At 59.2% G+C, this 25530-nt stretch carries 21 protein-coding genes, 2 tRNA genes and 1 other RNA gene; 8 read left to right on the top strand and 16 right to left on the bottom strand.

Annotation, left to right across the window (positions count from 1 at the left end; genetic code table 11):
* The first annotated feature begins 119 nt into the window (after window positions 1-119).
* Together HALAL_RS0107670 and HALAL_RS0107665 are read left to right on the top strand one after the other, a co-directional pair.
* Window positions 120-818, top strand: a complete 699-nt coding sequence (locus HALAL_RS0107670; protein ID WP_025273440.1) for a Type 1 glutamine amidotransferase-like domain-containing protein — start codon at window positions 120-122, stop codon at window positions 816-818.
* A 397-nt stretch (window positions 819-1215) separates the two neighbouring features.
* Complete coding sequence (locus HALAL_RS0107665; protein ID WP_025273439.1) at window positions 1216-1569, top strand: DUF805 domain-containing protein; 354 nt, start codon at window positions 1216-1218, stop codon at window positions 1567-1569.
* Window positions 1570-1765: 196 nt separating this feature from the next.
* Here the strand turns inward: HALAL_RS0107665 and HALAL_RS0107660 are convergent.
* From HALAL_RS0107660 to HALAL_RS0107650, 3 genes are all read right to left on the bottom strand, one after another.
* Window positions 1766-1848, bottom strand: a tRNA-Tyr gene (locus tag HALAL_RS0107660).
* Between the two features lie 255 nt (window positions 1849-2103).
* Window positions 2104-3315, bottom strand: a complete 1212-nt coding sequence (locus HALAL_RS0107655; RefSeq protein ID WP_169732420.1) for an ABC transporter permease — start codon at window positions 3313-3315, stop codon at window positions 2104-2106.
* Window positions 3308-4330 carry a peptidoglycan-binding domain-containing protein gene (locus tag HALAL_RS0107650; RefSeq protein WP_169732419.1) on the bottom strand — a complete coding sequence of 341 codons (1023 nt, stop codon included), beginning with the start codon at window positions 4328-4330 and terminating at the stop codon, window positions 3308-3310. The genes HALAL_RS0107655 and HALAL_RS0107650 overlap by 8 nt, the downstream gene beginning before the upstream one ends.
* A 764-nt stretch (window positions 4331-5094) precedes the next feature.
* On the opposite strand from HALAL_RS0107650, the gene HALAL_RS0107645 reads away from it, so the two are divergent.
* From HALAL_RS0107645 to HALAL_RS0107635, 3 genes are all read left to right on the top strand, one after another.
* Window positions 5095-5586, top strand: coding sequence for a YajQ family cyclic di-GMP-binding protein (locus tag HALAL_RS0107645; RefSeq protein ID WP_025273436.1), 492 nt, complete (start codon window positions 5095-5097; stop codon window positions 5584-5586).
* Window positions 5587-5857: 271 nt separating this feature from the next.
* The gene (locus HALAL_RS0107640; RefSeq protein WP_025273435.1) at window positions 5858-7354 is read left to right on the top strand and encodes a carboxyl transferase domain-containing protein; all 1497 of its coding nucleotides are present in this window, start codon (window positions 5858-5860) and stop codon (window positions 7352-7354) included.
* 11 nt (window positions 7355-7365) lie between these two features.
* Window positions 7366-8493: an acyl-CoA dehydrogenase family protein gene (locus HALAL_RS0107635; protein ID WP_025273434.1), complete on the top strand. Its 1128-nt coding sequence runs from the start codon at window positions 7366-7368 to the stop codon at window positions 8491-8493.
* Window positions 8494-8577: 84 nt separating this feature from the next.
* Here the strand turns inward: HALAL_RS0107635 and HALAL_RS0107630 are convergent, their stop codons facing one another.
* From HALAL_RS0107630 to HALAL_RS0107615, 4 genes are all read right to left on the bottom strand, one after another.
* Complete coding sequence (locus HALAL_RS0107630) at window positions 8578-8970, bottom strand: DUF3151 domain-containing protein (protein ID WP_029767562.1); 393 nt, start codon at window positions 8968-8970, stop codon at window positions 8578-8580.
* Window positions 8971-9087: 117 nt separating this feature from the next.
* Entirely contained in the window at window positions 9088-10587 is a 1500-nt protein-coding gene (gene nhaA / locus HALAL_RS0107625; protein ID WP_051462826.1) for a Na+/H+ antiporter NhaA, read from the bottom strand.
* Window positions 10588-10598: 11 nt separating this feature from the next.
* Complete coding sequence (locus HALAL_RS0107620; protein ID WP_025273431.1) at window positions 10599-12062, bottom strand: alanine/glycine:cation symporter family protein; 1464 nt, start codon at window positions 12060-12062, stop codon at window positions 10599-10601.
* A gap of 101 nt (window positions 12063-12163) precedes the next feature.
* Window positions 12164-12586, bottom strand: a complete 423-nt coding sequence (locus HALAL_RS0107615) for a Fur family transcriptional regulator (protein WP_025273430.1) — start codon at window positions 12584-12586, stop codon at window positions 12164-12166.
* Between the two features lie 524 nt (window positions 12587-13110).
* On the opposite strand from HALAL_RS0107615, the gene HALAL_RS0107610 reads away from it, so the two are divergent.
* The gene (locus tag HALAL_RS0107610; RefSeq protein WP_025273429.1) at window positions 13111-14580 is read left to right on the top strand and encodes a catalase; all 1470 of its coding nucleotides are present in this window, start codon (window positions 13111-13113) and stop codon (window positions 14578-14580) included.
* 185 nt (window positions 14581-14765) lie between these two features.
* On the opposite strand, the gene HALAL_RS0107605 is transcribed toward HALAL_RS0107610, so the two are convergent.
* Window positions 14766-15350: a helix-turn-helix domain-containing protein gene (locus HALAL_RS0107605; RefSeq protein WP_025273428.1), complete on the bottom strand. Its 585-nt coding sequence runs from the start codon at window positions 15348-15350 to the stop codon at window positions 14766-14768.
* A 168-nt stretch (window positions 15351-15518) separates the two neighbouring features.
* On the opposite strand from HALAL_RS0107605, the gene HALAL_RS0107600 reads away from it, so the two are divergent.
* Both HALAL_RS0107600 and HALAL_RS0107595 read left to right on the top strand, forming a co-directional pair.
* Complete coding sequence (locus HALAL_RS0107600) at window positions 15519-16898, top strand: aldehyde dehydrogenase family protein (protein WP_029767560.1); 1380 nt, start codon at window positions 15519-15521, stop codon at window positions 16896-16898.
* Window positions 16899-16954: 56 nt separating this feature from the next.
* Window positions 16955-17042: transfer RNA gene (locus tag HALAL_RS0107595), tRNA-Ser, on the top strand.
* Window positions 17043-17140: 98 nt separating this feature from the next.
* Here HALAL_RS0107595 and HALAL_RS0107590 read toward each other — a convergent pair.
* The 8 genes from HALAL_RS0107590 to HALAL_RS17520 form a co-directional block, all read right to left on the bottom strand.
* A complete protein-coding gene (locus HALAL_RS0107590; RefSeq protein ID WP_169732418.1) occupies window positions 17141-18364 on the bottom strand; it encodes a tyrosine-type recombinase/integrase in 1224 nt (407 codons plus the stop codon).
* A gap of 243 nt (window positions 18365-18607) precedes the next feature.
* The gene (locus HALAL_RS0107585) at window positions 18608-18916 is read right to left on the bottom strand and encodes a helix-turn-helix transcriptional regulator (RefSeq protein WP_169732417.1); all 309 of its coding nucleotides are present in this window, start codon (window positions 18914-18916) and stop codon (window positions 18608-18610) included.
* Between the two features lie 12 nt (window positions 18917-18928).
* Complete coding sequence (locus HALAL_RS18905) at window positions 18929-20728, bottom strand: hypothetical protein (protein ID WP_025273424.1); 1800 nt, start codon at window positions 20726-20728, stop codon at window positions 18929-18931.
* 254 nt (window positions 20729-20982) lie between these two features.
* On the bottom strand, window positions 20983-21981 hold the full coding sequence (locus tag HALAL_RS0107575) for a bifunctional DNA primase/polymerase (RefSeq protein WP_084471904.1): 999 nt from the start codon (window positions 21979-21981) through the stop codon (window positions 20983-20985).
* Between the two features lie 1519 nt (window positions 21982-23500).
* On the bottom strand, window positions 23501-24007 hold the full coding sequence (locus tag HALAL_RS0107570) for a DNA adenine methylase (RefSeq protein ID WP_025273422.1): 507 nt from the start codon (window positions 24005-24007) through the stop codon (window positions 23501-23503).
* A gap of 116 nt (window positions 24008-24123) precedes the next feature.
* Window positions 24124-24201: hammerhead ribozyme type II (locus HALAL_RS18085), an RNA gene on the bottom strand.
* A 6-nt stretch (window positions 24202-24207) separates the two neighbouring features.
* On the bottom strand, window positions 24208-24588 hold the full coding sequence (locus tag HALAL_RS0107565) for a hypothetical protein (protein ID WP_025273421.1): 381 nt from the start codon (window positions 24586-24588) through the stop codon (window positions 24208-24210).
* A gap of 23 nt (window positions 24589-24611) precedes the next feature.
* The gene (locus tag HALAL_RS17520; protein ID WP_025273420.1) at window positions 24612-25418 is read right to left on the bottom strand and encodes a hypothetical protein; all 807 of its coding nucleotides are present in this window, start codon (window positions 25416-25418) and stop codon (window positions 24612-24614) included.
* Window positions 25419-25530: the final 112 nt, after the last annotated feature.

Below are 25530 nucleotides of genomic sequence, written 5' to 3'. Positions count from 1 at the left end.
CACATCGCAAGGCGCAGTACGCACCATGCCCGCACGCTAAAACGAAATCGATTCGCTGAAACCAATGTCCCCTGGTATTCTCACGTCGTCCCCGACCTCGACCCCGGAAAGACAGTCACATGAGCACCCCGACCCGCACCATCATCACCCTCGGCGGCGGATTCAGCATCGACGACGATGACCTGTTCGACCAGTACGTCTTTCACCATTCCGATAGCAAGAATCCGAAAGTGTGCTTCGTGGGCACCGCCAGCGGCGACGCACTGAGCTATATCGAACGCTTCTACACCGCCATGGAACGCTTCGAATGCACCCCCAGCCACCTGTCCCTGTTCGACCGCAGCGACGACCTACGCAGCACCATCCTGGACCAGGACATCCTGTACCTCGGGGGCGGCAACACCGCCAACCTCCTCGCCATTTGGCGCCTGCATAACGTCGATCGCTATGTCCGCGAAGCCTACGAACGTGGAACCGTGCTGTGCGGCATCAGCGCAGGAGCGAACACGTGGTTCGAAGGCTGCTCCACCGACTCCTTCGGGTCACTACGCTCTCTTCCCGACGGACTCGGATTCCTCAAGGGAAGCTTCTGTCCGCACTTCAACACCGAAAACGGACGCCAGGAAAACTACGAGACCGCGATCCGTGAAGGCGAACTGCCGCCCGGGTGGGCGCTGGACGACGGCGCGCTCGCCCGATTCACGAATGAAGAACTGAGCGAGGTGCGAAACCGAGGGGACGAGTACGGTCTCTATCGCGTCGACCATGACGGCACGCACGAGCCGTATCCGGCTCGTGCGATCCACACGCAAAGTTGAATCGGCCGCAGGACAACCGAATAACAGGATTGCGGACGAGCGCCTGTACTCACGGGTTTCCAGGTCCCCAGCGCTCATGCCGGTGGAGAGGTTTCGACGGGTTTGCCGTTTAGCTACCGATCTTCGTAAGAAGGCATCGAACGACCTCGACCCTGTCACATTTGACTGCGGCCGACCTGCATAAATCCCGTTTGCGGTAAAATACGCTCTCCGAAGGAACGGGAACCCACTCAACCTGGACTGATACACCAACAGAAATGTCAACGACGGAACTACAAGTTGGAATCACCGTTATCGCAGCGTCTTAAATACTTCATAACGAATACTTGCGTGCCTCCCAGGTGATATGCATCGTACAGGGGAGAAACCGCCCCGCTTCATCTCGAAGGAGTGGACGATGAACTGGTATCTCACAGCATGGAAGAAGTACGCGGTATTCAGCGGGAGGTCACGGCGCCGGGAACTTTGGTGGTTCATCCTGATCAACGCGATCATCGGACTCATCCTGTCAACGTTGGCGCAACAGACTGACGGCTGGTTCTGGAGTGTCATCACCTGGATCTACGGTGTTCTGATCATCATCCCCAGCATCGCCGTGCAGGTTCGCCGCCTCCACGACACCGGCAGGACCGGGTGGTGGTGGTTCATCGGATTCATCCCGATCGTCGGCACGATCATTCTGATCGTGTTCTGGCTGTTCGATAGTGAGGCCGGCACGAACAGGTATGGACCGAACCCCAAGGCGGCCTGAGCCCTTGGGGAAGGACGCGGAGACCCACTACGGAGTCAACGGGACCGGCACGAAACCCACACAGGAGATCGTCCACTCCGCGTGTCTACGGCCGTTCGATCAGCGAGCCACACCTGACTGACGGGCGAGAGAAGATCGCACAGAAAAAGGCGGTTGAACTGAGAAATTTCCCGATTCAACCGCCTTTCAAACTCGGTGGCTGGTGTTGGATTCGAACCAACGTAGGCGTAAGCCGGCGGTTTTACAGACCGCTCCCTTTGGCCGCTAGGGTAACCAGCCGAAGCTCAATGAGCTGTCCCTACTATAACGTGTCTCCACGTGCTTGTTGCACAGAGGGGCAGAAGGAATTGGATTTGGATCACATGCCTGATTCAGTCCGAGGTTTGCACTGCAAACTTTGGATCCGGCGTACTGACCACGCGTCTCGAATCGGCATTTCGAGCGGATCCCGCCAACTACATGATCGGCTTGAGGTAGCCACATCATGTGTGGATTAGATTGCTTTGAGGGTATTCGTCGCATTTTACAGGGCGCCTACGCGCGCAGTGTGACGGCTGGTGCCACACGGGACGCCCTCCAAGCAGGGTATACACCCGCGACAATTCCCACGACCGCACCCAATAGCGGCCCTGCCAGGAACAACATCGCATCGAACACAATCTGCCAATCTCGCACCAACGCCACGATAGCCACGGTATTGACTCCCAGAACGGTACCCACCAGGCCGCCTAGCAAGCCCACAATCATCGACTCCCACACGAATTGGACCGCTACCGACCGACGTGCCGCACCCACCGCTCGACGCAGACCGATCTCACTCCGCCGTTCCATCACCGACACCAGCGACGTGTTCGACACTGATACCGCACCGATCACCAGGGACACCGCCGCCATCCCGAGCAACAGGCCCTGCATCTCGACCTCGACTCCCTTCCGGAGGTTTGCCAGGTCCATTGGCTTGGACATTTTCAGTTTCTCGGGAGCTTCCGGCAAGACGGCGAGCGGTGTGGTCTCGAGGACTTTATCGGTCGCACCGAGTTCAGTACGAACATAAACCGTGGGGGCCGAAAAATCACTGTCCGCACTCATACACCCGCTCGGCGGCACCACTATCGCCCCGGTGAATTTCGCTTCCCCTTCGGGCGCGTCGTATATTCCGATGACGGCGTGCTCCACACCGTCGATGTAGACCATCGGTCCACCTTCGAGGCTCGAAAATCCGAGGTCATTGGCCACTACCTTGTCTACGAGAGCAACGTTGTCGGAGCGATCCACGTGCCCTTGGTCGAACGTGGTCCCCTGCAGTAGCGAGAATCCATATGCGTCGAGGGTTTGCGGCTCGGCTCCAAAGACCTTATATCTCCTGGAATAACCACCGTCGGACGAGCGGGAGGCCGAACGTTCATCGGTCGATTCGCAGTACATGCCCGCCCGCTCAACGCCGTGAATGTCCCGCACCCGCTCGGTAGACGCAATTTCGGGAACATATCCGTTGTCGAGCATTTCGTCAGTGAAGGACGCCGTCAAGGTCGTCGCCTCGGTCTCGTCAAACCGCTCCGAGATCGCATTGGCCGCCGTCGACGATAGTCCCACCGTCGCTACAGTAGCGGCAATCCCCAGGGCAATACCGGTAGCGGTCAACCAGGTGCGGATCGTACGACCACGAAGCGACTGCACCGCTTCGGAAACGATCCCCAGGAAAGTCGCACCAAAACGACGCTTGACTTCATGTCGCCGCTTATGCATGAGACCCATCCCGGCGCGCGACTGCTACACGCTCACCAGCCTCAAGGGTACCGTCGACGACCACGATGACCGTTCGTCCGCCGCTGCGCAACGAGGTTTCCACCTGAACTTGACGAATCTCCTCATTGTTCTCATCCAGGACGGTGACCATACTCTTGTCACCAGTGGTCCACAATGCTGATACGGGAACGATCAAGGCATTTTCATCGCTGCGAGCCTTGACTATTTCCAGCGTCTGTGGTGAACCAGGTGCCGCGCCTTCAGCAAGGTCATCGGAGTCAATAGGAGCGATCAAGAATTCCTTTGTCTGTTCACGTGGTTCGCCCATATCGTTGTCACCTTGAACCGTGCGTTCCTCCAGGGTGTAGTCCTCAATCTCTTGGCCCTTGATGGCCCCACCGGACAGTTCGTAGGTCCAGTCGCTTCCTTGTCCGCGAATCTCGTTGGCGACTTCCGGAGTCAACTCAAACGCCGCCTGCCATTCGCCCGACGCCAGACTCAATGCCGGATTTTGACCCGACGGATCGTTCACCTCCGCATGAACCTCCGAGACCGACATCGGCATTGACGACAGGAACACGATTTCCGACGCTGGAATGGTGACACGGGTAGAATGAGCATCCGAATCGCCGTCCACCTCACCGGGATCGTCTTCAGGTGATCCCGAATCCCCTTGGGATTCTTCCATAACCGAATAACCCGAGGACTGATAAAACTTCCGCACATCAGCAGCCGTGCGGGCATCGAAATTCCCTGTAACCGGAGTTCCATAGATCCAAGACAACGCCGTCTGCAATTGCCGCACATCATCGCCGGATGTCTCGCCTTCTACAAAGTCGCGATAGACATCCACCTCCCCAGCCAAAGCAAACACCGGACGACCCGACACTTCCAGAAGAAGCGCACCATTATCGACCTGATCACCTGACTCCACCGGAATGTCGGTCACAATCGCCTTCGACGTTCCCGCAACCGATTCCGGCCCCAGCACATCACGCCCCTCGGTGCGCTCCAATTGACCGGTCAAGCTCTCAACGTCGACAAGTTCACCCTCCTCAACCCGCACACCGACGGTACTGTCACGTGGCGCCGACGATTCCTGTGCGATCTGGTCGCTGGTTCGAGCCTGGGAAGCAAAATACCAAGCAGCTCCTGTCGTTCCCACCAAAGCCAGTGACAGCATACTGAGAATAACGCGGCTTTTCGTCATGACCGATGCTTTCCTTAGTCATAGGAGGGGATACGTCTTGCATCAACTAACCGGGTGGCCAATTACCCTGGGGGCCAATCTCTATGGCGATCATACGACATCCCGATATACACATATCCTAGCCAAACCCGTCCGATCGTCCAGAATGAGTTCATCTCCGAAATAGATCCAGAAAGTAAAACCGACAACGCTCACTTCATTTTCCGCCTATGTTCAACAAGAGCTAATTGGTGAGTTCTCCATCGGCGAGGAGGTCCTGGATTCGAAGGAGTACCGCCTCAGCTTCTTCGGCAAAACTAAAAACCGGGACCTCATAATCGATGATGTGTGAGGTCTTTTCTTGCGAGAAGGCTTCTTCCAGACGGAGACTCTCCTATATTTAGGGTACTGTTTCAGTCTTACGCTGTGCGACTACCACATTCACAATGAACGTCCCCTACTGTGCGACTCCAAGGAGGATGACCCGGGCAGACCTGCCTAACGTCGACCGGGGCTGCGTCTCCCTCCTTTAATGAACGGATGACAACATGGTGTCGTATTGAATTTACTAATAGGAAGGTCGTGCAGCCATGGCTGACTCCTCGTTTGACATCGTCTCCGAAATCGACTCGAATGAGCTGGACAACGCACTCAACCAAGCCCAGCGCGAGCTCGCCACGCGATTTGACTTCCGTGGAACGGGTGCCGAGATCGACCGGAAATCCGACGAGGCCGTGATCGTCAGCGCTGAGACCGAAGACCGCGCCAAGGCCGCCTTGGACGTCGTCAAAGACAAGCTGGTCAAACGCGGCGTCTCACTCAAGACCATGAAGGCGGAGGACCCGCGTCAATCGGGTAAGGTCACCAAGATCGACATTGCCTTTCAGCAGGGCATCCCGCAGGACCAGGCCAAGAAGATCGCCAAGATCATCCGCGAAGAGGCCCCCAAGGGAGTCAAGCCGCAAATCCAGGGCGAAAAGCTCCGCGTCACCGGCAAGAAACGCGACCACCTGCAGGACGTCATCGCCTTGCTCAAGGAATCCGACCTGGACGTCGCGCTCCAGTTCACCAACTACCGCTAGAGACCCGGGCGCGGAGGGCACATCACGTCGCCCTCCGCACTTTTTCAGTGACGCAAACCACCATAAACCCGCCAAAAGAAGCCCAAACGCCTCATTTACCTGCTAATCCATGGATTAGTTACCCCCGCGTTGACAATATTTGAAGCATCCGTCACAATTGACACCATGACCTTAACGATCGTTAAGGTACGGCAATCATCTCTACAGAGCCACTACATAGAGCCAGGTCGAGACGGATAGGTCAAGTGAGGTCAACGTGGACTACACATCGATGCGGAAAGAGATCGCCGCAGGCGGAGCGGAGAAGTATCACCAAGCGGCCGCCGCCAAAGGCAAGTATCATGCCCGCGAGCGCATCCGACTTCTCACCGATACCGATTCCTTTGTAGAAGACGCCATTTGGGCCAATCCCGATCCGAAGCTGCCCGCCGACGGCGTGGTGGTCGGTTCGGCTACCGTCCAGGGGCGTCGTGTCCGGGTTGTGGCCAATGATTCGACCATTAAGGCCGGTTCGTGGGGCGCACGGACCGTTGAGAAGATTATTCGCACGATCGAGGCCGCTCAGACGGAGTTGTGCCCGATTATTTACCTGGTTGATTCGGCCGGCGCTCGTATTACCGACCAAGTTCAGCTCTTTCCCGGTCGCCGGGGCGCGGGCCGGATCTTCCACGAGCAAGTGCGGGCGTCCGGTCTGGTTCCGCAGGCGTGTGCGCTGTTCGGCCCGTCCGCTGCCGGTGGGGCTTATATCCCGGCGTTCTGCGACATTGTCGCGATGGTGGACGGCAACGCGTCCATGTATCTGGGTTCGCCGCGCATGGTGGAGATGGTGACCGGCGAGAGCACCACCTTGGATGAGATGGGTGGCGCTCGGGTGCATTGTCAGGATTCGGGTGTGGGCCATTTCTTGTGCCGCAATGAGGACGAGGCGATCGCTTCGGTGCGGCGTTGGTTGGCGTATTTGCCGTCCAACTGGAAGGAGCAGGCTCCCATGCGGGCGGCCCGTCCTCCGCAGGAGGTGGATTTGGCGTCCACGGTCCCGGCGGGCGAGTCCACTCCGTTCGATATGCATGACTTTATTGACGGCCTGGTCGACCGGGATTCCACCTTGGAGGTTCAGAAGTTGTGGGCCGGGGAGCTCATTACGATGTTCGCTCGTCTGGACGGACGTCCGGTCGGGATCGTCGGGTCTAATTCCGCGGTTCGTGGTGGGGTTCTGTTCGCCGATTCGGCCGATAAGGCGGCTCGCTTCATCAATACGTGCGACGCGTTCAATGTTCCGTTGTTGTTCCTGTCGGACGTTCCGGGGTTCATGGTCGGTACCGCAGTGGAGAAGGCGGGCATTATCCGCCACGGCGCGAAGATGATCGCCGCGATCGCCGAGGCCACCGTCCCGAAGATCTGTGTGGTGGTGCGTAAGTCGTACGGAGCGGGATTGTACGCCATGTCGGGCCCGGCTTTCGGCACCGACGCCACGATCGCGCTACCGACCGGGAAGATTGCCGTCATGGGCGCGGAGGCGGCGGTCAACGCCGTCTACGCCAATAAGATTTCCGCGATTGAAGATCCCGAGGAGCGGGAGAAGTTCATCGCCGATCGCAGGTCCGAGTATGAAACCGATATCGACCTGCGCCGTCTGGCCGGTGAGATGGTCATCGACGACATTGTCGAGGCCGAGGATCTGCGCCGGAACCTGATCGACCGTTATCGGCGGCTTTCTCACAAGGAACGTCGCTTTGGAAACCGTAGGCACCCCATTACGCCTGTTTAAAGGAGACAACGATGTCATTGACCGAAGAACAAAAGGAGTTTCAGTTCGCTGTTCGGGATTTCGTCGATTCCGAGATTCGTCCGGTTATCGGCGATTATTATGAGCGTGCTGAATTTCCCGCCGAGCTGATCCGCAAGCTCGGTGATCTCGGCGTTCCCGGGGTGACCTTGCCGGAGGAGTACGGCGGCGCGGGCATGGACATGTTGACCTTCTGTCTGGCGTTGGAGGAGATCGCGAAGGTCGATTCCGGGGTGGCGGTGACGCTGGAAGCGTCGGTGACTCTGGGGTCGGAGGGTTTGGCGCTATTCGGCACCGAGGAGCAGAAGAAGCGCTGGCTTCCTCGTCTGGCATCGGGTGAGGGCCTGTGCGCCTTTGGGCTGACCGAGCCCAGTGGGGGTACCGACGCCGGTAAGACCGACACCAAGGCGGTGTTGGACGGCGACGAGTGGGTCATCAACGGCGCGAAGTGTTTCATCACCAGTGCCGGTACGGATATGACCGATCTGATCATCGTGACGGCCACGACCGGTCCCGACGAGGTGTCGACCATTGCCGTTCCGAAGGGAACCCCCGGCTTCACGGTGGGTCCGGCTTATTCGAAGATCGGCTGGCACACGTCGGACACCCGCCCGGTGTTCTTGGACGATTGCCGCGTACCCAAGGAAAACCTGATTGGTGAGCGCGGGCGCGGTTTCGCGCAGTTCTTGGGTCTTCTGGCGCGCGGCCGTTTGGCGATCGCGGCCATTTCAGCGGGGATCGCGCAGGGATGTGTGGACGAGGCGCTGCAGCAGGCCAAGGACCGCGAGGCGTTCGGGAAGCCGATCGGGGCCAATCAGTCCATTTCCTTCATGTTGGCCGATATGCAGATGCGCGCGCGGACCGCTCGGTTGCTGTATCGCGATGTGGCGGGCGTCGACATGGATTCGCCGGAGTTCGCCGGAGAGGCGGCCATGGCGAAGCTGCACGCTTCGACCGTCGCGGTGGACAATGCGCGTGACGCGACTCAGATCTTCGGTGGCTACGGCTTCATGAACGAGACTCTGGTGGCGCGTCATTGGCGCGACTGCAAGATCTTGGAGATCGGGGAGGGCACCAATGAGGTGCAGCGCATGCTGATCGCCCGTTCCATGGGGTTGTAATCAACGACCGTTATTGTGTGACTGACGAAAACGGCCGGCTGAGCCTGAGCCCAGCCGGCCGTTTTCTTGTTCCGGTTACGTGTCCTAGCTGGTCACGAAGTCGGCGGCTGCGGGGTCGCAGTCGCGGAGAAACTGGGCGCAACGGGCGGCCTCGTCGGATTCGCCGACGGCGTCGGCGGCCCGAGACAGCTGGTGGAGTGATTTGAGGAAGCCTCGGTTGGGCTTGTGGGACCACAAGACTGGACCGTTGCCCTTCCATCCGGAACCACGTAGCTGGTCAAGGCCGCGGTGGTAGCCGGTTCTGGCGTAGGCGTAGGCTTCCACGTCGCGCCCTTCGGCCAAGGCGTCCTTCGCCAGTCGCGCCCAGGCGGCACAGAACCAGGGATAGTTGCGGGCCGTGTCTTCGGCACTGGAATTGTCGAGGTGTGCCCGGGCGTCACTGTCGTCGGGAAGTTCGGTCGCCGGGGGCTGCGCCATAAGATTCTGCGGGACCAATTGCGTCGCCCTTTCATGTATGGGTGTTCGGAAAAATGAACCGAATGAACATCGGCGACGTGGGCGGGTCTCGCCCGCCCACGTCGCTGTCTACCCGACCTAGCCTAACGCATTCTCGTCCCAAACCGATCGTCCGCGCTCGGCCTCCGTCCTTTCGGTTCGTTCGGCGGCCTGGGCGGTCTCGATGATGTCGCGTACGTGGCGAACCTCGGGTCCGCTTTCCTTGTCCTCGTTCGCCGCAGCGGTGACCGGAGCGTTCCGTGTGCTCAAGTGCAGTACCAGAGCCCCGAGCAGCGCGGCCACGATCGATCCGACCAACACCCCGATCTTGGCTTCGTCGGTGAAGAGCTCCGAATCCCCGCCTCTGAAGGCCAGCTCGGTGATGAACAACGCGACGGTGAACCCGATACCGGCCACGATGCTGAGACCGAGCATCATCGACCAACTGGTGTTGTCCGGTTTGGAGCCCAGTTTCAAGGTGATCGCCAACCAGCTGAAACCGAAGACTCCGACGGTTTTACCGACCACGAGACCGAAAAGAATACCCAAGGTCACCGGCGAGGTGACCGCGTGGCTGACGATGTCTCCGGACAGCGGAATACCGGCATTCGCCAAAGCGAACAGCGGCAGCACCACAAACGAGGAGAAGGGGTGCAGCCGGGCTTGAATCCGTTCGGCCGGTGGATCGGATTCGCGCGCCAGAATGATGAGGCGGCGGGTCCGCCCGTCGCCAGGCCCTTTGGCCGCGATCTGCTGAGCGTAATCGCGGGCGACATGACGGTCGAGAAGTGGTTTAGCGCTGATGAACAGCCCCATGATCACGCCCGCTATGGTCGCGTGGACACCTGATTCCAGCATGCACAGCCACAGAGTGAGCCCCAGGATCAGGTAGATCGGCATGGCCCAGACCCGCATCATCCGCATGATGATCAGGAGCACCACCACGACTCCGGCGGCGGTCAACCACGGGAGACTCACGTTTTCGGTGTAAAAGACCGCGATGACCGTGATGGCCCCCAAATCGTCCACGATCGCCAGGGTCAAAAGGAACACCCGAGCCGGGGCCGGGATCTTGGTGGCGAAGAAGGCGATGACTCCCAAAGCGAAGGCGATGTCGGTGGCCATGGGGATTCCCCAACCGTGGGCGGTCTCCGGGTTGGAGGCGTTGAAGGCCGCGTACACGGCGGCCGGGACGATCATACCGCCCGCCGCACCGGCGATCGGAGTGATGGCCTTGGCCGGGCTCCGCAGTTCTCCCGAGACGATCTCGGATTTAATCTCCATCCCGACGACAAAGAAGAACAACGCCATCAGTCCGTCGTTCACCCAGTGGGCCAGCGTCTCTTCCAAGGTGAAACCGCCGAGCGTGAAACCGAGATCGGTCTCCCACAACTCGGTGTAGGTTCCACCCCAAGGGCTGTTGGCCCAAATCAAGGCAATGGCGGTGGCAATGAGAAGAACGACCCCACCGGCGGATTCAATGCGAAGGAATTTCCGGGCCGGTAGACCAATGTAGCGAGCCAAAGGCCGGTCCGAACAGATGAACGGAGGTTGATCCCGCCAGATCGGCAGATCCCTCAATTCCGGAATTTTTTTCATATCGGGTCACCCTACTCTGTGGAGTCGGAACGACGCGGCTGTTCCTGGGTCATGTTGTCGTCCCACACTTGCACGCCACTCATCGCCGGGTAGTCGTCTTTTCGGAAGACCGGATCGATCCCCTGCCGTCGCTTGTGGTCGTAATCGCGCAGCAAGGTAATCGTCACGCCGGTCAGAGCACCCACCGCGATGAGATTGATCAGAGCCATGATTCCCATGGAAATGTTGGCCAGACTCCACACCAGATCCAGACTGGCCACCGAACCGAAAAAGACGGCGAAGACGACCAAGGATCGAACCAGGTTCAAAGCCACCGGCGACTGGGACAGGAACTCGGTATTCGACTCACCGTAGTAATAATTCCCCAAACTGGACGTGAAAGTGAACAGCAAGAGGATCAAAGTCAGCGGATAGATCGCCCAGGCTCCCAACGAGGAGGTGACTCCGTCGGTGATGAGCTGCGCGCCCACGTTCTCCCCGTATTGTGGATTGGCCGTCAGCACGATCAGTGCCGAGATCGTGCAGACGAAAAGAGTGTCGAAGTAGACGCCGAACGCCTGCGTCAGGCCCTGTTTGACCGGGTGAGACACCGAGGCGGTCGCCCCCGCGTTGGGAGCCGAACCCATTCCGGCTTCATTGGAGAACATTCCACGTTGGATTCCGATGACGAACACCGTCCCGAGCGTCGCACCGCCGATCGCCCGTATCCCGAAGGCGGACTCGAAAATATTCTGGAATACCCCTGGGACGGCGTCCAGATTGACGATCACCACCGCGGTGCCGATGATCAGATACAGCAGTGCCATGAACGGAATCAGCAACTGCGTGGTGTGCGCGATACGCCGTAGACCACCGAAGATGATCAATCCCACCAGCGCGGCCAAGCCGAGCCCGATGAGAATGTTGACGTCCGAACCGACGTCGAGATCGGCCGCCGCGAAGGCGTCCGTCAGCGCATTGGTCGCCGTATTGGCCTGTACCGTATTAAACGTGAGCGGATAGGTCAATATCAAAACCACGGCGAAGAGCGCACCCATCCACTTGCGCCCCAGTCCGTGCAGCATGTAATAGGCCGGGCCACCGCGATAACCGATATCGGTGCGCACCTTGTACAGCTGCGCGAGAGTGGATTCGGCGAAGGCCGCCGCCGAGACGACGACGCCCATGATCCACATCCACAGGATTGCGCCCGGGCCTCCCGTCGCAATGGCTATGGACACGCCCACGACGTTTCCGGTGCCGATTCGAGCGGCTGAGGAGATGGCGAAGGCTTGGAAGGCGGACGTGGCCTTTTTACCGTCCGGGGCGGTCGCCGGTGCTTCGCCGATCGTGCGGAACATGGCCGGGAGCAGGCGAATCTGCACGACCCGAGTGCGTACGATGTAGATGAGCGATACCAGGGCCAAAACGGGAATGAGCAGCCAGAGCCAAAAATCGTCATTGGTGCTGTTAATGGTGTCCAGCCACGATTCCACAAGAACCCCCTCCACAATCGACCCTGGTCCGCAATAAGCCGTCGCGAACTTAGGCTAATCGGTGAAGCGGGAGTGTGAACGCGGTTTTCGTAATTCGGCCGCTAGGAACGGCCCTGGCAATCGGGGCAGATTCCGCGATAGGTCACCTTCGCTTCGGTGACCAGGAAGCCGTGGCTTTCCTGAGGACTCAAGAGCGACAACGCGTCCCCGTCTATGTGGACGTCACGTACCGCACCGCAGGCGTCACAGACGAGGTGCTCGTGATCGTGATGAATGTTCGGATCGTAGCGCTTGGAGCGACCGTCAACCGAGACTTCCAAGACCTCACCCAACGACACCAGGTCGTTGAGGGTGTTGTAGACGGTGGCCCGGGAGATTTCAGGCATGTGCACACTGGCGCGGTTCAGAATGTCCTCGGCCGTGTAATGGACGTGCTCTCCACAGTCGAGGGTTTCCGCGATGACGCGCCGCTGCGGCGTCATGCGCCACTTACGGCCACGCAGGCGTTCTACCAGACTACTCATCGTCGATCTTTCATTCTCATGGCGTTCGAGCACTGATTGTCCATTACCTGGAGGAATATATACATCCTAACAGTAAATGAACCCCAACGCACATTCGTACTACGTCACTACACGGTACCTTGCAGTTTAGAATTCGTCTAAGGTAGGATATTATCCAAGTACATGAGCCACTCGGTTCACGATCCGGAATCGACCCCATGACCGAGCCACGATGAGGTTCGCGATGTGAGGTTGATTCCATGGTAATGAATCGGGCCGCCATGGGAAAACGCGACGGCTAGGCCATCCGGACCGCCGAAAGTGCAACGCTCCGTTTGAAGCGGCGCGCACAACGGCTTTACCGCAGTGCCTGACTTCGGCAGACGTGATGAAAGGGATGGCATCGCCGACCGGCGACAGCCACATAGTCATGATCTGACTACAGGAAGTGGCCGTCGCATTGATACGTGAGTACTATTTGAGTGGCAATGTGCGCCCACGTTGAACCTCCATGGCTATAGCGACGACGAAAGAAGCGGAAATTCATGGCTGACAACTTTGACAACACCGCCGGACCTCTCACCACAGAGTCCGGGGCACCGGTATCGAACAACAACCAGAGCGAAGCCGCCGGTGTCGGCGGTCCCCTGCTCATCCAAGACCAGGTATTGCTGGAGAAGCTCGCGCACTTCAACCGCGAGCGCATTCCCGAGCGCGTCGTCCACGCCCGTGGCGCCGGAGCGTACGGAACCTTCACCGTCACCGCCGACGTCTCCAAGTACACCAAGGCGAAGTTCCTGTCCGAGGTGGGCAAGAAGACCGAGACCTTCCTGCGTTTCTCGACCGTCGCCGGCAACCTCGGTGCCGCCGACGCGGTTCGTGACCCCCGTGGTTTCGCGCTGAAGTTCTACACCGAAGAGGGCAACTACGACCTGGTCGGGAACAACACTCCGGTGTTCTTCATTCGCGACGCGATCAAGTTCCCCGACTTCATTCACACACAGAAGCGTGATCCCTACACCGGTAGCCAGGAAGCCGACAACGTATGGGACTTCTGGAGCCTCTCTCCCGAGTCCGTTCACCAGGTGACCTGGTTGTTCGGTGACCGTGGTATCCCGGCTTCCTACCGCCACATGAACGGTTACGGCTCCCACACCTTCCAGTGGGTCAACGACGCCGGTGAGCAGTTCTGGGTCAAGTACCACTTCAAGACCGATCAGGGCATTAAGAACCTCACTCAGGACGAGGCCGACAAGTTGGCCGGGGAGAACCCCGACAGCCACCAGCAGGACCTGCGTGAGGCCATCGAGCGCGGCGAGTACCCGAGCTGGACGGTGCAGGTGCAGATCATGCCCGCCGCCGACGCCGCCAAGTACCGCTTCAACCCGTTCGACCTCACCAAGGTGTGGCCGCACGAGGACTACCCGCCGATCGAGATCGGGAAGCTGGAGCTGAACCGCAACCCGGAGAACATCTTCGCCGAGGTGGAGCAGTCGATCTTCTCCCCCGCACACATGGTTCCGGGAATCGGGCCCAGCCCCGACAAGATGTTGCAGGGCCGTCTGTTCGCCTACGGTGACGCTCACCGTTACCGCGTGGGCGTTAATGCCGATCACCTGCCGGTCAACCGCCCGCACGCCACCGAGGCGCGCAACGGCAACCGGGACGGCTACGCCTACGACGGCCGCCACGGAGGGCAGAAGAACTACGAACCCAACTCCTTCGGCGGACCGGACGAAACGAACAGCAGCCTGTGGGGCCCGGTTCAGGTCAACGGCCAGACCGGTGAATGGGAGACTCCGAGCCACGCGGAGGACAACGACTTCGTGCAGGCCGGTAATCTGTACCGCCTGATGAGCGAGGACGAGAAGAGCCGTCTGATCACGAACCTGGCCGGCGACATCGCCGGCGTCAGTCGCGACGACATCGCCGAGCGTGCGATCGGCAACTTCGCCAAGGCCGACGCGGACTTCGGTAAGCGTCTGTCGGAGGCGGTCAAGGAACTGCGCAAGTAGTTCACGACTGTATTGATTCGGGCCTCGCACGGCTTTGCGCCGCGGTGGCCCGAATGGAGACTTCAGCGCTCTTAGTGGGACACGTTCGCCAATTCGTAACCGCCCAGATGAACGGCTGGGAAGGTTCACGTCCCGCTAAGAGCGCTGTATTCCATCGTTGACGGCGACCGCTGGGGTCGCCGGTTTCAGTACATTTCGTAGGGGCGTCCGCATTCGGAGCATTCCGGCGGTTTTTGCCGGGGAACGTCGACGAATTCCTCGGCCACGATCCGCAGACGCCATTCCCGCTCGGATACTTTGACGACCGTTATCGACGTGATGTCGTCGCGTTCGGGTCGTTCGGTTCCCCAGTCGATGTCCAACGGCTCTTCGTGTTTGGCCAGTTTGACGTTGCGACCTTTGAGGTAGTATCCGGCGCGCGAGTAGATGAGTTCGAGGTTGTCGTCCTCATCGGCAAAGGCGGGTTCCTCACCTCGTCCAGTGGTAAAGGCATGGAACTGTGTGTGCAGTTGACGCACGATCTGTTGTAGCGGCACTGAGGAATAGTTCTTGATCCAAGCGTTTTCCGGGCGGTTCTTCCATGTCGTCAGCGCCGCTGATATCTCGGTGTAGGAGATCTTGCCGCCATCTTTCCTCCAGGTGTCCTTGAAAACCTGCAGCGCCCAGTTATAGGCGACCCGCACCGCTCCGAGGGTGTCGTTGAGGTTTTGGACCTGCTGGGAATTAGGGGTAAACGTGTACTCATAACGACGTTTTACCAGATGCGTCATAGGTTTCGTAAGATCCACCTTCTGTTGATAGCACACCAATAACGATTCGCCAGGTGTTCTTCACTGCGTGTCGTACCGTGTTACTAGCCAAGCGTCATTACTCACCGGTTAACTTTTCGCCGCAGCACGTCTTTTCAGGCATAGCGAACTGACTGTAGGCTCGTAACCATGGACACTGTGAAAATCCCCGATTCCGTCGATCGATTGCGGGAACATTTCAATACCGGGCAAACCAAACCGATTCCCTGGCGCCTGTCCCAGTTGAAGGCGCTGCAGAAACTGCTGGAGGACAACGGTCCACAATTGGCCGAAGCGTTGGCCGCCGACCTGGGAAAAGCCGAGGCGGAAGCGTATCTGACCGAAATCGACTTCACGCGGGCCGATGTCAAGCACATTCGTAAGAATCTGCGATCCTGGACTCGTCCACAGCGCGTGCACACTCCCTCGCACCTTCTCCCGGGGCGCTCTTTTACGCTGCTGGAACCGCTCGGAGTCACCACGATCATCGGACCGTTCAATTATCCGGTTCAACTGCTGCTGTCGCCCTTGGCGGGAGCCCTGGCGGCGGGGAACACGGTCATCGTAAAGCCCTCTGAACATGCCACCGCCACAGCGGAACTGCTGGAAACGCTTCTGCTCGAGTATCTGGACAACGACGCCATCGCCGTCGTACAGGGCGGAGTGCCGGAAGTGACGGAGCTATTGGCTCAACGCGTCGACCATATTTTCTTCACCGGCTCGACACGCGTGGGAAAGATCGTGGCCAAGGCCGCCGCCGAGAACCTCACCAAAGTCACTTTGGAGTTGGGCGGTAAGAGCCCGGCCATCGTTGAACCCGGTATCGACCTGTCGGCGGTCGCCACTCGCATCGCCTGGGGCAAGTTCACCAACGCCGGACAAACCTGCATCGCCCCCGACTACGTACTCGCGGTGGGCGATACGGCCGAGACTCTGAAAGAGGAATTGGCCGTCGCCATCAATGCGATGTACGGCACGTCCCCTGCCGACAGTCCCGACTACGGGCGCATCATCAACGACGAGACCTTCGACCGTCTCACCGGATACCTGGACAACGGTCGTGCCGTCGTCGGTGGAACCCACAACAGGGAGAAGCGCTATATAGCCCCGACCGTGCTCGACCGGGTCGACCTCGATTCTCCGGTCATGCAGGAGGAGATCTTCGGACCCATTCTCCCGATCATTCCGGTCAATACGTTGGAGGAAGCCATCGGTTTCGTCCGCCAAGGTGAGAAACCTCTGTCACTATACCCCTTCTGTGCCTCCGACTCATCCAAACGCAAGGTCCTGACCCGGACCTCGTCCGGTGCCGTCGGGTTCAATATTCCGCTCGTACACTGCGACATACCCGGGCTCCCCTTTGGAGGCGTCGGCCTCAGTGGACAAGGGGCCTACCACGGCAAGCACTCGGTGGAAAACTTCAGTCACCGTAAGCCGGTATTCGACAAGCCACTGATGCCCGACACCATGCGAGTCATTTACGCACCGTGGAGCGAGTGGAAGCAAAAGATCATGCGCAAACTGCGTTAGCCACTTCATAACCCCCGGCTGTCAGACGCACGGCAGAATACGGTACTCTGGATCGCGGTGGCGTGTCCGAGCGGCCGAAGGAACTCGCCTCGAAAGCGAGCAAGGGTTAACCGCCCTTCGTGGGTTCGAATCCCACCGCCACCGCCGAACAACCCCTGTTTACCAGGTGTTTTATTTTATGAGCGGGTTGCCGTCCACATGTCGTCCATGCGAGATGTCAACCCGCTATTTCTATCGGTGTTTTATGAGTCTTCGTTCATAAGGTCAATCCATCGTTGTTCGTCTCCTTCGATGAATTTGGAATAGTGTGAGTGGAGGATCGCCGGGGTGTTTCCCGCCCAGCGAGCAATCGTCGGCACCGGTATGCCTTTGGCGATCAGTCGGCTGATTCCGGAGACTCGCATTGAGTAGAGTCGTCCGGCTAGGTGAGGATTGACATTGATTTCGTCGCCTAGCGCTTCATTGCGTGCTTGTTTCCACACTTTATTGAATGCCGCTCTGTCGAGCGGCTCTCGCTTGGCCCCTGATACGAGGTAAGCCCCTGGCGACCTTCCGAACGCCTCTTGGTGTTCACTGATATCGTTCACGACCGATTCGGGGATCGGCACACTGCGTTCCTCCCCCTCTTCCCGCGCTTTCAGGTGCCTCAGTTCGTCTTCGGAGCCATCTTCGGTCCAGGAGCTTCCTGCCGTCACTGATTGGCGACGCACATGAAGGATGCCACGTCCGTTGTCGAGGAAGGTGATATCGCCGTTTTTCAGCGCGATCGCTTCCCCTGTTCGAAGAAAGCAGCGGTACATCAAGTGGAAGATGGCGCGATATTTCCAGGTGCTGGAGCGTGCTTCGATGGCTGCACGGATTTTACTGAATTGATCAGGTGAGAATGCTTCACGAGGATCAGCGAGTCCTCCGGTGGGCATCTTAGGGCGTTCCCACCCCAACCTTGGATCATCAAGAAGATTGTTGGAGATCCAACCGTCTCGGATCGCCGTTTTGATCAGGCGGGATAGTTCTTCACGGCGGCGCGCAAACGTGTGTCGCGCCGCCAGGCCGCCAACCTGTTTCAGCACAATCGCGTCAAGGCAGGCTCTCACTGCTTTCGGATCTTCCAACTGGGTGACAGGAGCGGAGTTCTCTCGAACCCAATCGTCAACGGCGGTGGGAATCTGCATAGCTGCCGACGTTGGACGCCGCGCCAACATGCGTCCTCTCACTACAACGGCACAGGCTTTTGTACTGAATGGCCCGTTAGATGGGCAGAACCCCAGGATAACCGGTGCAAGCCCAGTAGCGGACCGCTTGTGCGTGTTAGGCGCTAGCCCTTTGTTCCAGCGTGCTCGAGCCACTTCTATGGCAAATTCGGCGATGCTGGGAACATCTTGGTTTTCTTCGGTGTTCTTGGGCGCCCATGATTCGGGGCGTCGGGTGTCGAGGCGGAAGGGCTCGCCGTTGAGGTAGGCGCTCATCAATCGGCTGTGTAGCGCTTGTGCCGCTCGTTTCGTGGGAAAAGACTCAGACGGTGAGTAGGGTCCGACTTTCCACCGCACTTGCCATGGGTTTCGAGCTGAGTCACGGCGTTTACGTGGATCATAGACACGCACGTAGGTCGTCAGGTTTGGATTCTGCATTGAGCTCCCTTCGAGTAGACAGCAAAAGCGAGGGAGCCTCTGGTTGAGGCTCCCTCGCTGAGAATTCGTTGTTGGGTGGTTTTAGACCGTGATGTCCAGGGGCGTTATTGTGTTGGAGTCGATCCATGATTCGATGTCGCTGGCGCGGTAGCGCACGGAGCCACCGACTTTGATTCGGGTGGGGCCTGTACCGCTACAGTTCCAGTCATAGATCGTTTTCTTCGCCACGCTTAGGTACTGGGCGAGGTCATCGATTATCATCAGGGCAGGAAGGACGGCGGTAGCTGTCATAACATTTTCCCCTCTTAACGCTGGAAATTGATCACACAGAAAAACCGACGAACCACTCCACTGGTTCGTCGGTTTTATTTCGGTCTTATCTTTAGGCATCACCATCTATTCTCAATACGTGTCGGGGCCCCCTGGTGCTTGTCGACATCCCATACAGTCAGGTCCGTGTTGGCCGATATTGGACGCGATCCACCATTGACACGACGCAATGTCGGTGTGGGGTACGGATACCAGAGGTGGGGCGGATTTTACACCCGCCACACCCGCCAAAGCTTCTTTTTCCTGGTCATCCCGGCGGGTATCGGTGGCGGTGGGAGACCCGCCGACACCCGTCTTCCCCGCGTTGTCACCCGCCAAACCCCCGCCCCGCGACGAGTTCGGCGCGGTAATAGCCCATTTGACGACCTTCTCTTTGTTCGCTCCGCCGTCATTGTCGATCGCCCAACCCGTTTTGCGCATCACTGGAGCCTGGCGTTTCAGGCGTTGGGTGACTTGACGAGCCGTCGTCGGCCACCGTTTATCGTGCGGGCGTTCATCAGTCTCGTCGTCCAACAACGCCAACAGTTCGGAAGCAGTCCCCATAAACTCACCACCATTGCCCAGGATTGTCTTGGCAGTCGTGCTAATGAACGGGTCGGCCGACAGCGAATCGCCTGCCAACGTCGCTTGCTTGTTCACATACGTGGTGAGACCGTGAGTGGAACAGACACGGTCAACAGCAGCGAGAACAATAGCGAAGTCGGCCATCCGGGGTTTCTTCGCCAAGGTTATGGACGGCACTTCGGCCCTCACCCGGGCGACAAGATCCAACAGTGCTCCCAACAGGCGTGGGTGGGCGGCGGTCCATTTATCTCCCATGGTCGTCTCGTCCAACCGCTGGTCTTCTGCGATCGGCTCCAACTCCACCGGAATCATACGGTCGGCCAGGTCGCCAGCAACGGCACCGAGGTCGATACCGTTCAGCACGACCGCACGCCGGAAGGCGAAGACCGAGTGCTCTCCGTCGGTGTAGAGGCGTCGGCGGACATCACCATCACCTGTAACGGCACGGCAAATGGTGTCCGACAGCCAGTGCGGAATAACGGATAGATTGTCCAGGCCCACCACCCAGGAGCCGGCAGCAGCGGTCACCCACGCTTCTTTATCACTGGGTGCGGTGCGCACCGGAACCGGCGACGGGTCCAGCAGCGACACCAACAGCTTCTCTGCCGTGGTTTTACCAGTCCCTTGTTCACCGGTGATCGACAGGACCGGGTGAGGAATCCGCGGGAAAAACGCCGCCACCAACCAGGCGAGGAGAAGCGGTTTGTCAGCGTCGGTGACGTTCAGCCACTCCCACAGCTCCGAAAGGTCACCACCGCGTTCGGGCTGTGGGAGAGGCGAGTTCAGAGCGGTACGGCGGAAATGCACGGGTGGTTGGTCGGCAACGGCCCACCGCCCGTCGCGGATACGGATCGCCTGACCGGTCGTGTCGCCCAGGTCAACCCACATATCCTCCTCGTGCTCGGCAACCCTGAGGTGAAGCTCTTCTTCCTTCTCACGCCCCGCTAGTCCTTCGGCGATCATGAGCGCATCTGACAGCGCCTGCCCGGAGGCGGCTTTGCCGTACCGCTCGAAGTACTCCAACGCGAGCATGGCGCGCAGCGAGGTGCGTCCCCCGCGCAACATACGAACCACATGCGGCCCCGTTTTAGGGACCGCGAAGGTATCGCCGCCTTCGGAGAGACGGAAGTTGTACATTTCGCGGGCGATGTTGACCAACACCGTCGATGCCGACGGCGCTGCGTGCGCTTTTCCGTTCGAGCTATCGGTCTTGCTGGGTGCCTGATCGTCGTCGACTTCGGCGGGGTGTGGTGCCTCGACGATCGCGGCTGGTATATCGAAATCCTGGCCATTGAGATGTTGCGTCATATAGTATCCTTGGATCGGTTCGTAGGGCCGCCGACGCAATCGTTCACTTCGCGTCGGCGGCTTTTTCTGTACCCACACCGGCCCGGCTGGACTAAATCTGGTGCCGAGTGGAGTGGGAAGCGTGGATGAGGGCCGTTGAACGGCCGTGCCTGGTGTTTCTGGGGTGGGTTGACCCTAGGGCGGTGCGTCAACGGCGCTGAGAATCGCTCTCAGGAGGTTTTGTTTTCCCAGGTCACAGCGACATTCACGGGCTGTTAGGTGTGTGGTCCGGTGCGTGGGTGTTTGGCGCCTCGACGGAACCCGGAGGTGATGGTTTTGTCGATTCCGGCCAGACCACAGGCGGTTCCACCGCCTCGCCCGCTGTCAGAGTCGAGCCCGCAGGCAATCGCTGCGTTGGTCAACGCCGACCGTGCTTCCGCCTCGTCAAGGAGACCACCGGCGACGAGTTGGCCGATCGATTCGGCTCCACCGCCCAGCATGTTATTGCGGTATCCTGGGTGAGCGGCAGCTATTTTCTCAACGGTCGAGTCCAACGCGCTGTGGGCATAACGTTTGAGGCGACCGTTACTGCCTCTGCCGACGGCGGTCAGCGACCACTGCGACGGAACCGATTCACCACCCCGTGTTGTTTCAGCCTCCGACAAGGCACGGAGAAACGTCCGCGTCCATTCGGGTAGCGGCGCCGCTTCTTCTTTGTTGGCCAGTTGGTAGGTCGCTCCGTGGACGATTGATCCTGGTCCGACCACGTAGCCTCCACTGGCACGGGTGTCGACGAAGGGGCACAACCGCCCGGTGGTGTTTCGCAACGGGCGATCGTCATTTCGTTGTTGGTAGTAGAAATGCCATCCACCCGAACCGGTTTGGACGGTGAACGTGTGCGGCAACGCGGTCTCGCCCCAAGCCTCAGCGAAGGCAAGGAACCGATCCACGCCGTCATCGCGCCCGTACGGGTAGGTACCATCCTTCGCAGGTTTGGCGAGGTCGCAATCGACCACCACGAGCCCCGCAGGCCCACACGCGATCCCGTAGTTCGCTGCCGGTGTTCGCTCCCACCAGTTACGGACGCGAGCCGGGTCAGTGGTAGCAGCCGTCTCCCAATTAGAAAGGGCCGGGCGTTTCTCGCCCTGCTTGAGGGGGAATACTGGCCATCCGCGTCGGGCGGCCGCCAGTGCCCAATCAACGATCGGGCGTGGTTTCATCTCCTGTTCCGACGGTGCGGTGTTGGTGGGAGACATGGTGGATGATGCAGGCATGACAGTCACTCCTCACTAGGACGCGATCGATGGCGCTACTGCGCCAAGGACATGGGACATAAGAAAAGCCCCGCCCGTGCGGTACGGGAAGGGCTAGGCGTGCGTACGTTCGCAGCGATACGAAACTCAGTAGAACGGGTTGAGGACTGGACTCCCTTACGTTCATATAGCCCCGAATGTAAGCGGTACGCAGCGGTTTAACGCGGTTGGCCATTGCCGGGGCGGGAGACAAGAAAAGCCAGGACGCGTAGCGTTCCTGGCTAAAGACTGATACGAGCGACAAGAGTGTCCGGTGTGGTCCGGTTGCGCCCGTATACGTCCAGTATAAACCCCGACACCAAATCAAAATAGCGCGAAAACGCAAGGGGGCTAGGGGAAAGTGGCTCACGACATTGCTGTAGATACTTCTCTATAGCTCAGCATTACACTCCACAACGCCTCTATGATCAGTGACGACAATCACTTGCAAATCGGATTGAACTCGTGAGCCTTCGGATCAAGCTGCACCACTCTTAACCCGGGGAAATGTCTTTCTCTTAATCTCCGGGCTCCTGGAAGGAGGCCGCCCGCCGCTAAGGCGGCGGTGCGGCCACAAGGCAACGGCAGAAGAATGGCCCTCATGACCAACGGCGAAAAGACTGAAGCCAACGGCAGAAGGACTCGCTCAACGGCGAAAGGATCATCCTCTTCGGTTTAGGCATCAGGTCTGATATCGAAGAGTTTCGAACCTATAGGCTATGGGGTTTGCAAATGGGGTCAGCCTTCCACGGCTGACCCCATTCTTGAATCCTTGGGCACAAGCCATAGATTGAGGGATTTGGGTTTTCGCCGTGGGTATTGGTTACTGATGACGATGCCGATGGGCGATGATCGTGGCGCGCTACGCTGCCGCCCTGGAGGGGCGGCGCTTCGCGCTCATCGATGCCGATGGGCGACGTCGCTAGTATTTAATGACCTTCGGTCAAGTATAAAACGGGATCAGAAACTGTCAAGGAAAAGTGCTGATATTCACTCGCCTGTTTCCTTGGGGCACTGGTCAATGCTACAAACGACAGTTGCGGTGGTTGCCGGTCTTTGCCCCTAGCCAAGGGCNGCGTTACCATTTCGTGACCACGATTATGGGTCATTCGCTCCGCCGTGGCTTCGAACGGACTCGCACCTATAGCCACCCAACGGATAAGCTGAACGGCCACTGTCGGGCTTCCCTCGTGGTCCGGCCATCATGGTCGCGATGGCAATAGCCTTGGGGCCGTTGGCCCTGATGCTGGCCCTGATGCGCAGCATTGAAACCGAGGGACCGCCCTCGTGGATACCGCACTGTTTAGCGAGGTCATCGGGGTCGAAACCGTGGCAGAGCCTCAGCTGCTACGACGTGGCGGTGCGCTGACACAGCGTGAGGGGTCATACCCCCAGGTCCACCCCTCCCGACCTGTATATTCACCTGTTGCCTGCGGAAACGCTCATTTTCGTTTTCGGTTCGTTCATTGCTTCAACCCAATTGTTTAAGCAGTTCATGGGCCTAATTCTGTCGGACTGGCCCGCTTCGTTGTGTGTGCCCCCTTGGTGTTCGCCAGGGGCAGGCGACGGGAGCGAGTCGTGATTGGTATCCGTCAAGGTAGCGGGACATAGAAATACTGCTCGCAGCACCGTTGGCGTAATAGCGCCATCCGGTCGCCCGCATGGTTCCAGCACGTGCTTGGGTGAGGCGCACCCACGTGCGCCGGGCACGCTCAATATCGCCCAATCTTTCCAAGGGCTGTTGCGCGATGGTCAACTCCGTACGAGAGTGTGGAGTGAGCGCACAGGCCCGTTCCAACTCCTCAGTCCGATCACGCAGCATAGTCCAGAATTGAACGAGGTCGCCGTCGAGGTCGTTGGCTGTTTCCATCCGCGCGGGATGTTTGGCCAAGAGCACCGCGAGGCTACCCGCATAGGGTTCGATGTAGTGCGTATGGTCCGGCAGCAGGTGCGTGATGTGGTCTGCCAGGCGGGTTTTCGATCCGTAATAGATCAATGGAGGGCGCATGGATTCTCCCGGTTAGATCGCTGATTTGGATACGTGGATCGGATTGTTTTCGCAGGTCGCCTCGAATCTCCCAGGTGGGAGATTGCTATCATTCAATTCCTTTCCATAGTCATCTTCTTGGCCTGGCTCGTCAGTGCCGGGAGGCCATGCCCGACAGACCCACCCCGGTCTCGCTGCCGGAGTGGGTTTCGCCTGAGTGGCTAGATGGTGTTGTATTCGGGCCGTAGCCCCACGACGGGCTGGTCGACCAGTGTCAGGGAGTCCCGGACGGCTTTTCTGAGGTGTATGCTGTCGTCATCGCATGGCTCCCAGCTAACCTCAAAGGGCAGCAGCCAGGGGGCGCATTCGCCTCGGTTGGGGCACAGCATGTAGATGTGTCCGTCTGCCGAGGGTCTCGGGTCGTTCGGCGATTGCGGCCGCCGATAGGTGATCATGTAGCGCCCGTGCAGGTCGCGTCTGGAGCCGTGGTAGTCAACGGTGCGCCCCAGTCCCAGGGGCGAGCGTGATGCGGTTGATGCGGTCAAGTGGTTCTCCTTCCAGTAGAAAAACGATGTCGCCACCGATACGAAAAGATCGGCCACGCCTGCTTGTTTTAGATCAGAAGTCAGGCGGTGGCGGTGGGAAGCCCCGCGAGGAGCGATCGGCGGCCTTTCGCCGTAGAACGTACGGCGTCCCAATCAATATCGGGATGGTTTGTCTCTAGGGCGTCGAGGTCGGCGGCGCGGTAGCGGGCATTCCAATACCGCTGGGATCGGATCGGTGTCACCAGCCCGGCGCGGACGAGGTGTGTCCAGTCTGATTGACGAATATCGAGATACGAAGCTGCTTCATTGGCGTCGATCAACCGGCCCTCCGCACACGCCGCCGCGACGATAGCGGTGTCAGTGAGCACCTCAATGTCCAGGCCCGAATACAACTGCCGGTGTTCATACGTACCAGCGGTATGGAGATAGCCGCGTCGGACGAGCTCTTCGACCCCATCGGTGGTGACGGTGAGGCCGAGTCGTTCGCTCAGTTCCGCCGCCGCCCGGTAGAGACCGACATCGGGGATGGTGCCGGCTTTTGGTATCAGCTGGCTAATGCGCGAGGCAATGTCGGCGGCCCATTCGCGGGGCACGGTGTCGTGGTCGGTATCCGTATCGGCCCCACTATCGATACTTATTTCAGGGGTGAAGTTGAGTGTGATGAGGCGGCGTAGCTGCCAAATGGGCACCCCGCACAAGCCCGCCGCTTCAGTCAGGCGTAGTTGCGATGTGGTGGATTCGGCGATGGTGCCAGCCCACTGGGCCTTGTCGAGAGTGGGAACGCAGTGTCCGTCGGTCCATGGCAGGTGCCATCCGTCTGGCGTGTGGCGGATGATGAGGTCAGGGTCGCTATCCGACCAGAGATGGTCGTCTTCGGCTCGGATCATTCAATTCCTTTCCGTAGTGATTGTCTTGGCCTAGCTCGTCAGTGTCGGGAGGCCATGCCCGACAGACCAACGCGAGAAGCCACCCGCCCTAGTTGGGTGGGTGGCTTCCTTC

The sequence above is a fragment of the Haloglycomyces albus DSM 45210 genome (assembly GCF_000527155.1).
Taxonomy (GTDB): domain Bacteria; phylum Actinomycetota; class Actinomycetes; order Mycobacteriales; family Micromonosporaceae; genus Haloglycomyces; species Haloglycomyces albus.
This window is presented reverse-complemented; position numbering and strand designations above follow the sequence as displayed.

Excerpts from the sequence above, each read along its gene's own strand:
- HALAL_RS0107605 (WP_025273428.1), bottom strand. The coding sequence starts at position 15,350 with ATGACGCATCTGGTAAAACGTCGTTATGAGTACACGTTTACCCCTAAT.
- HALAL_RS0107600 (WP_029767560.1), top strand. The coding sequence starts at position 15,519 with ATGGACACTGTGAAAATCCCCGATTCCGTCGATCGATTGCGGGAACAT.
- HALAL_RS0107645 (WP_025273436.1), top strand. The coding sequence starts at position 5,095 with ATGGCTGACTCCTCGTTTGACATCGTCTCCGAAATCGACTCGAATGAG.
- HALAL_RS0107590 (WP_169732418.1), bottom strand. The coding sequence starts at position 18,364 with ATGAGCGCCTACCTCAACGGCGAGCCCTTCCGCCTCGACACCCGACGC.
- HALAL_RS0107665 (WP_025273439.1), top strand. The coding sequence starts at position 1,216 with ATGAACTGGTATCTCACAGCATGGAAGAAGTACGCGGTATTCAGCGGG.
- HALAL_RS0107670 (WP_025273440.1), top strand. The coding sequence starts at position 120 with ATGAGCACCCCGACCCGCACCATCATCACCCTCGGCGGCGGATTCAGC.
- HALAL_RS0107635 (WP_025273434.1), top strand. The coding sequence starts at position 7,366 with ATGTCATTGACCGAAGAACAAAAGGAGTTTCAGTTCGCTGTTCGGGAT.
- HALAL_RS18905 (WP_025273424.1), bottom strand. The coding sequence starts at position 20,728 with ATGACGCAACATCTCAATGGCCAGGATTTCGATATACCAGCCGCGATC.
- HALAL_RS0107615 (WP_025273430.1), bottom strand. The coding sequence starts at position 12,586 with ATGAGTAGTCTGGTAGAACGCCTGCGTGGCCGTAAGTGGCGCATGACG.
- HALAL_RS17520 (WP_025273420.1), bottom strand. The coding sequence starts at position 25,418 with ATGATCCGAGCCGAAGACGACCATCTCTGGTCGGATAGCGACCCTGAC.
- HALAL_RS0107570 (WP_025273422.1), bottom strand. The coding sequence starts at position 24,007 with ATGCGCCCTCCATTGATCTATTACGGATCGAAAACCCGCCTGGCAGAC.
- HALAL_RS0107655 (WP_169732420.1), bottom strand. The coding sequence starts at position 3,315 with ATGCATAAGCGGCGACATGAAGTCAAGCGTCGTTTTGGTGCGACTTTC.
- nhaA (WP_051462826.1), bottom strand. The coding sequence starts at position 10,587 with ATGAAAAAAATTCCGGAATTGAGGGATCTGCCGATCTGGCGGGATCAA.
- HALAL_RS0107630 (WP_029767562.1), bottom strand. The coding sequence starts at position 8,970 with ATGGCGCAGCCCCCGGCGACCGAACTTCCCGACGACAGTGACGCCCGG.
- HALAL_RS0107610 (WP_025273429.1), top strand. The coding sequence starts at position 13,111 with ATGGCTGACAACTTTGACAACACCGCCGGACCTCTCACCACAGAGTCC.
- HALAL_RS0107640 (WP_025273435.1), top strand. The coding sequence starts at position 5,858 with ATGCGGAAAGAGATCGCCGCAGGCGGAGCGGAGAAGTATCACCAAGCG.
- HALAL_RS0107575 (WP_084471904.1), bottom strand. The coding sequence starts at position 21,981 with ATGCCTGCATCATCCACCATGTCTCCCACCAACACCGCACCGTCGGAA.
- HALAL_RS0107585 (WP_169732417.1), bottom strand. The coding sequence starts at position 18,916 with ATGCCTAAAGATAAGACCGAAATAAAACCGACGAACCAGTGGAGTGGT.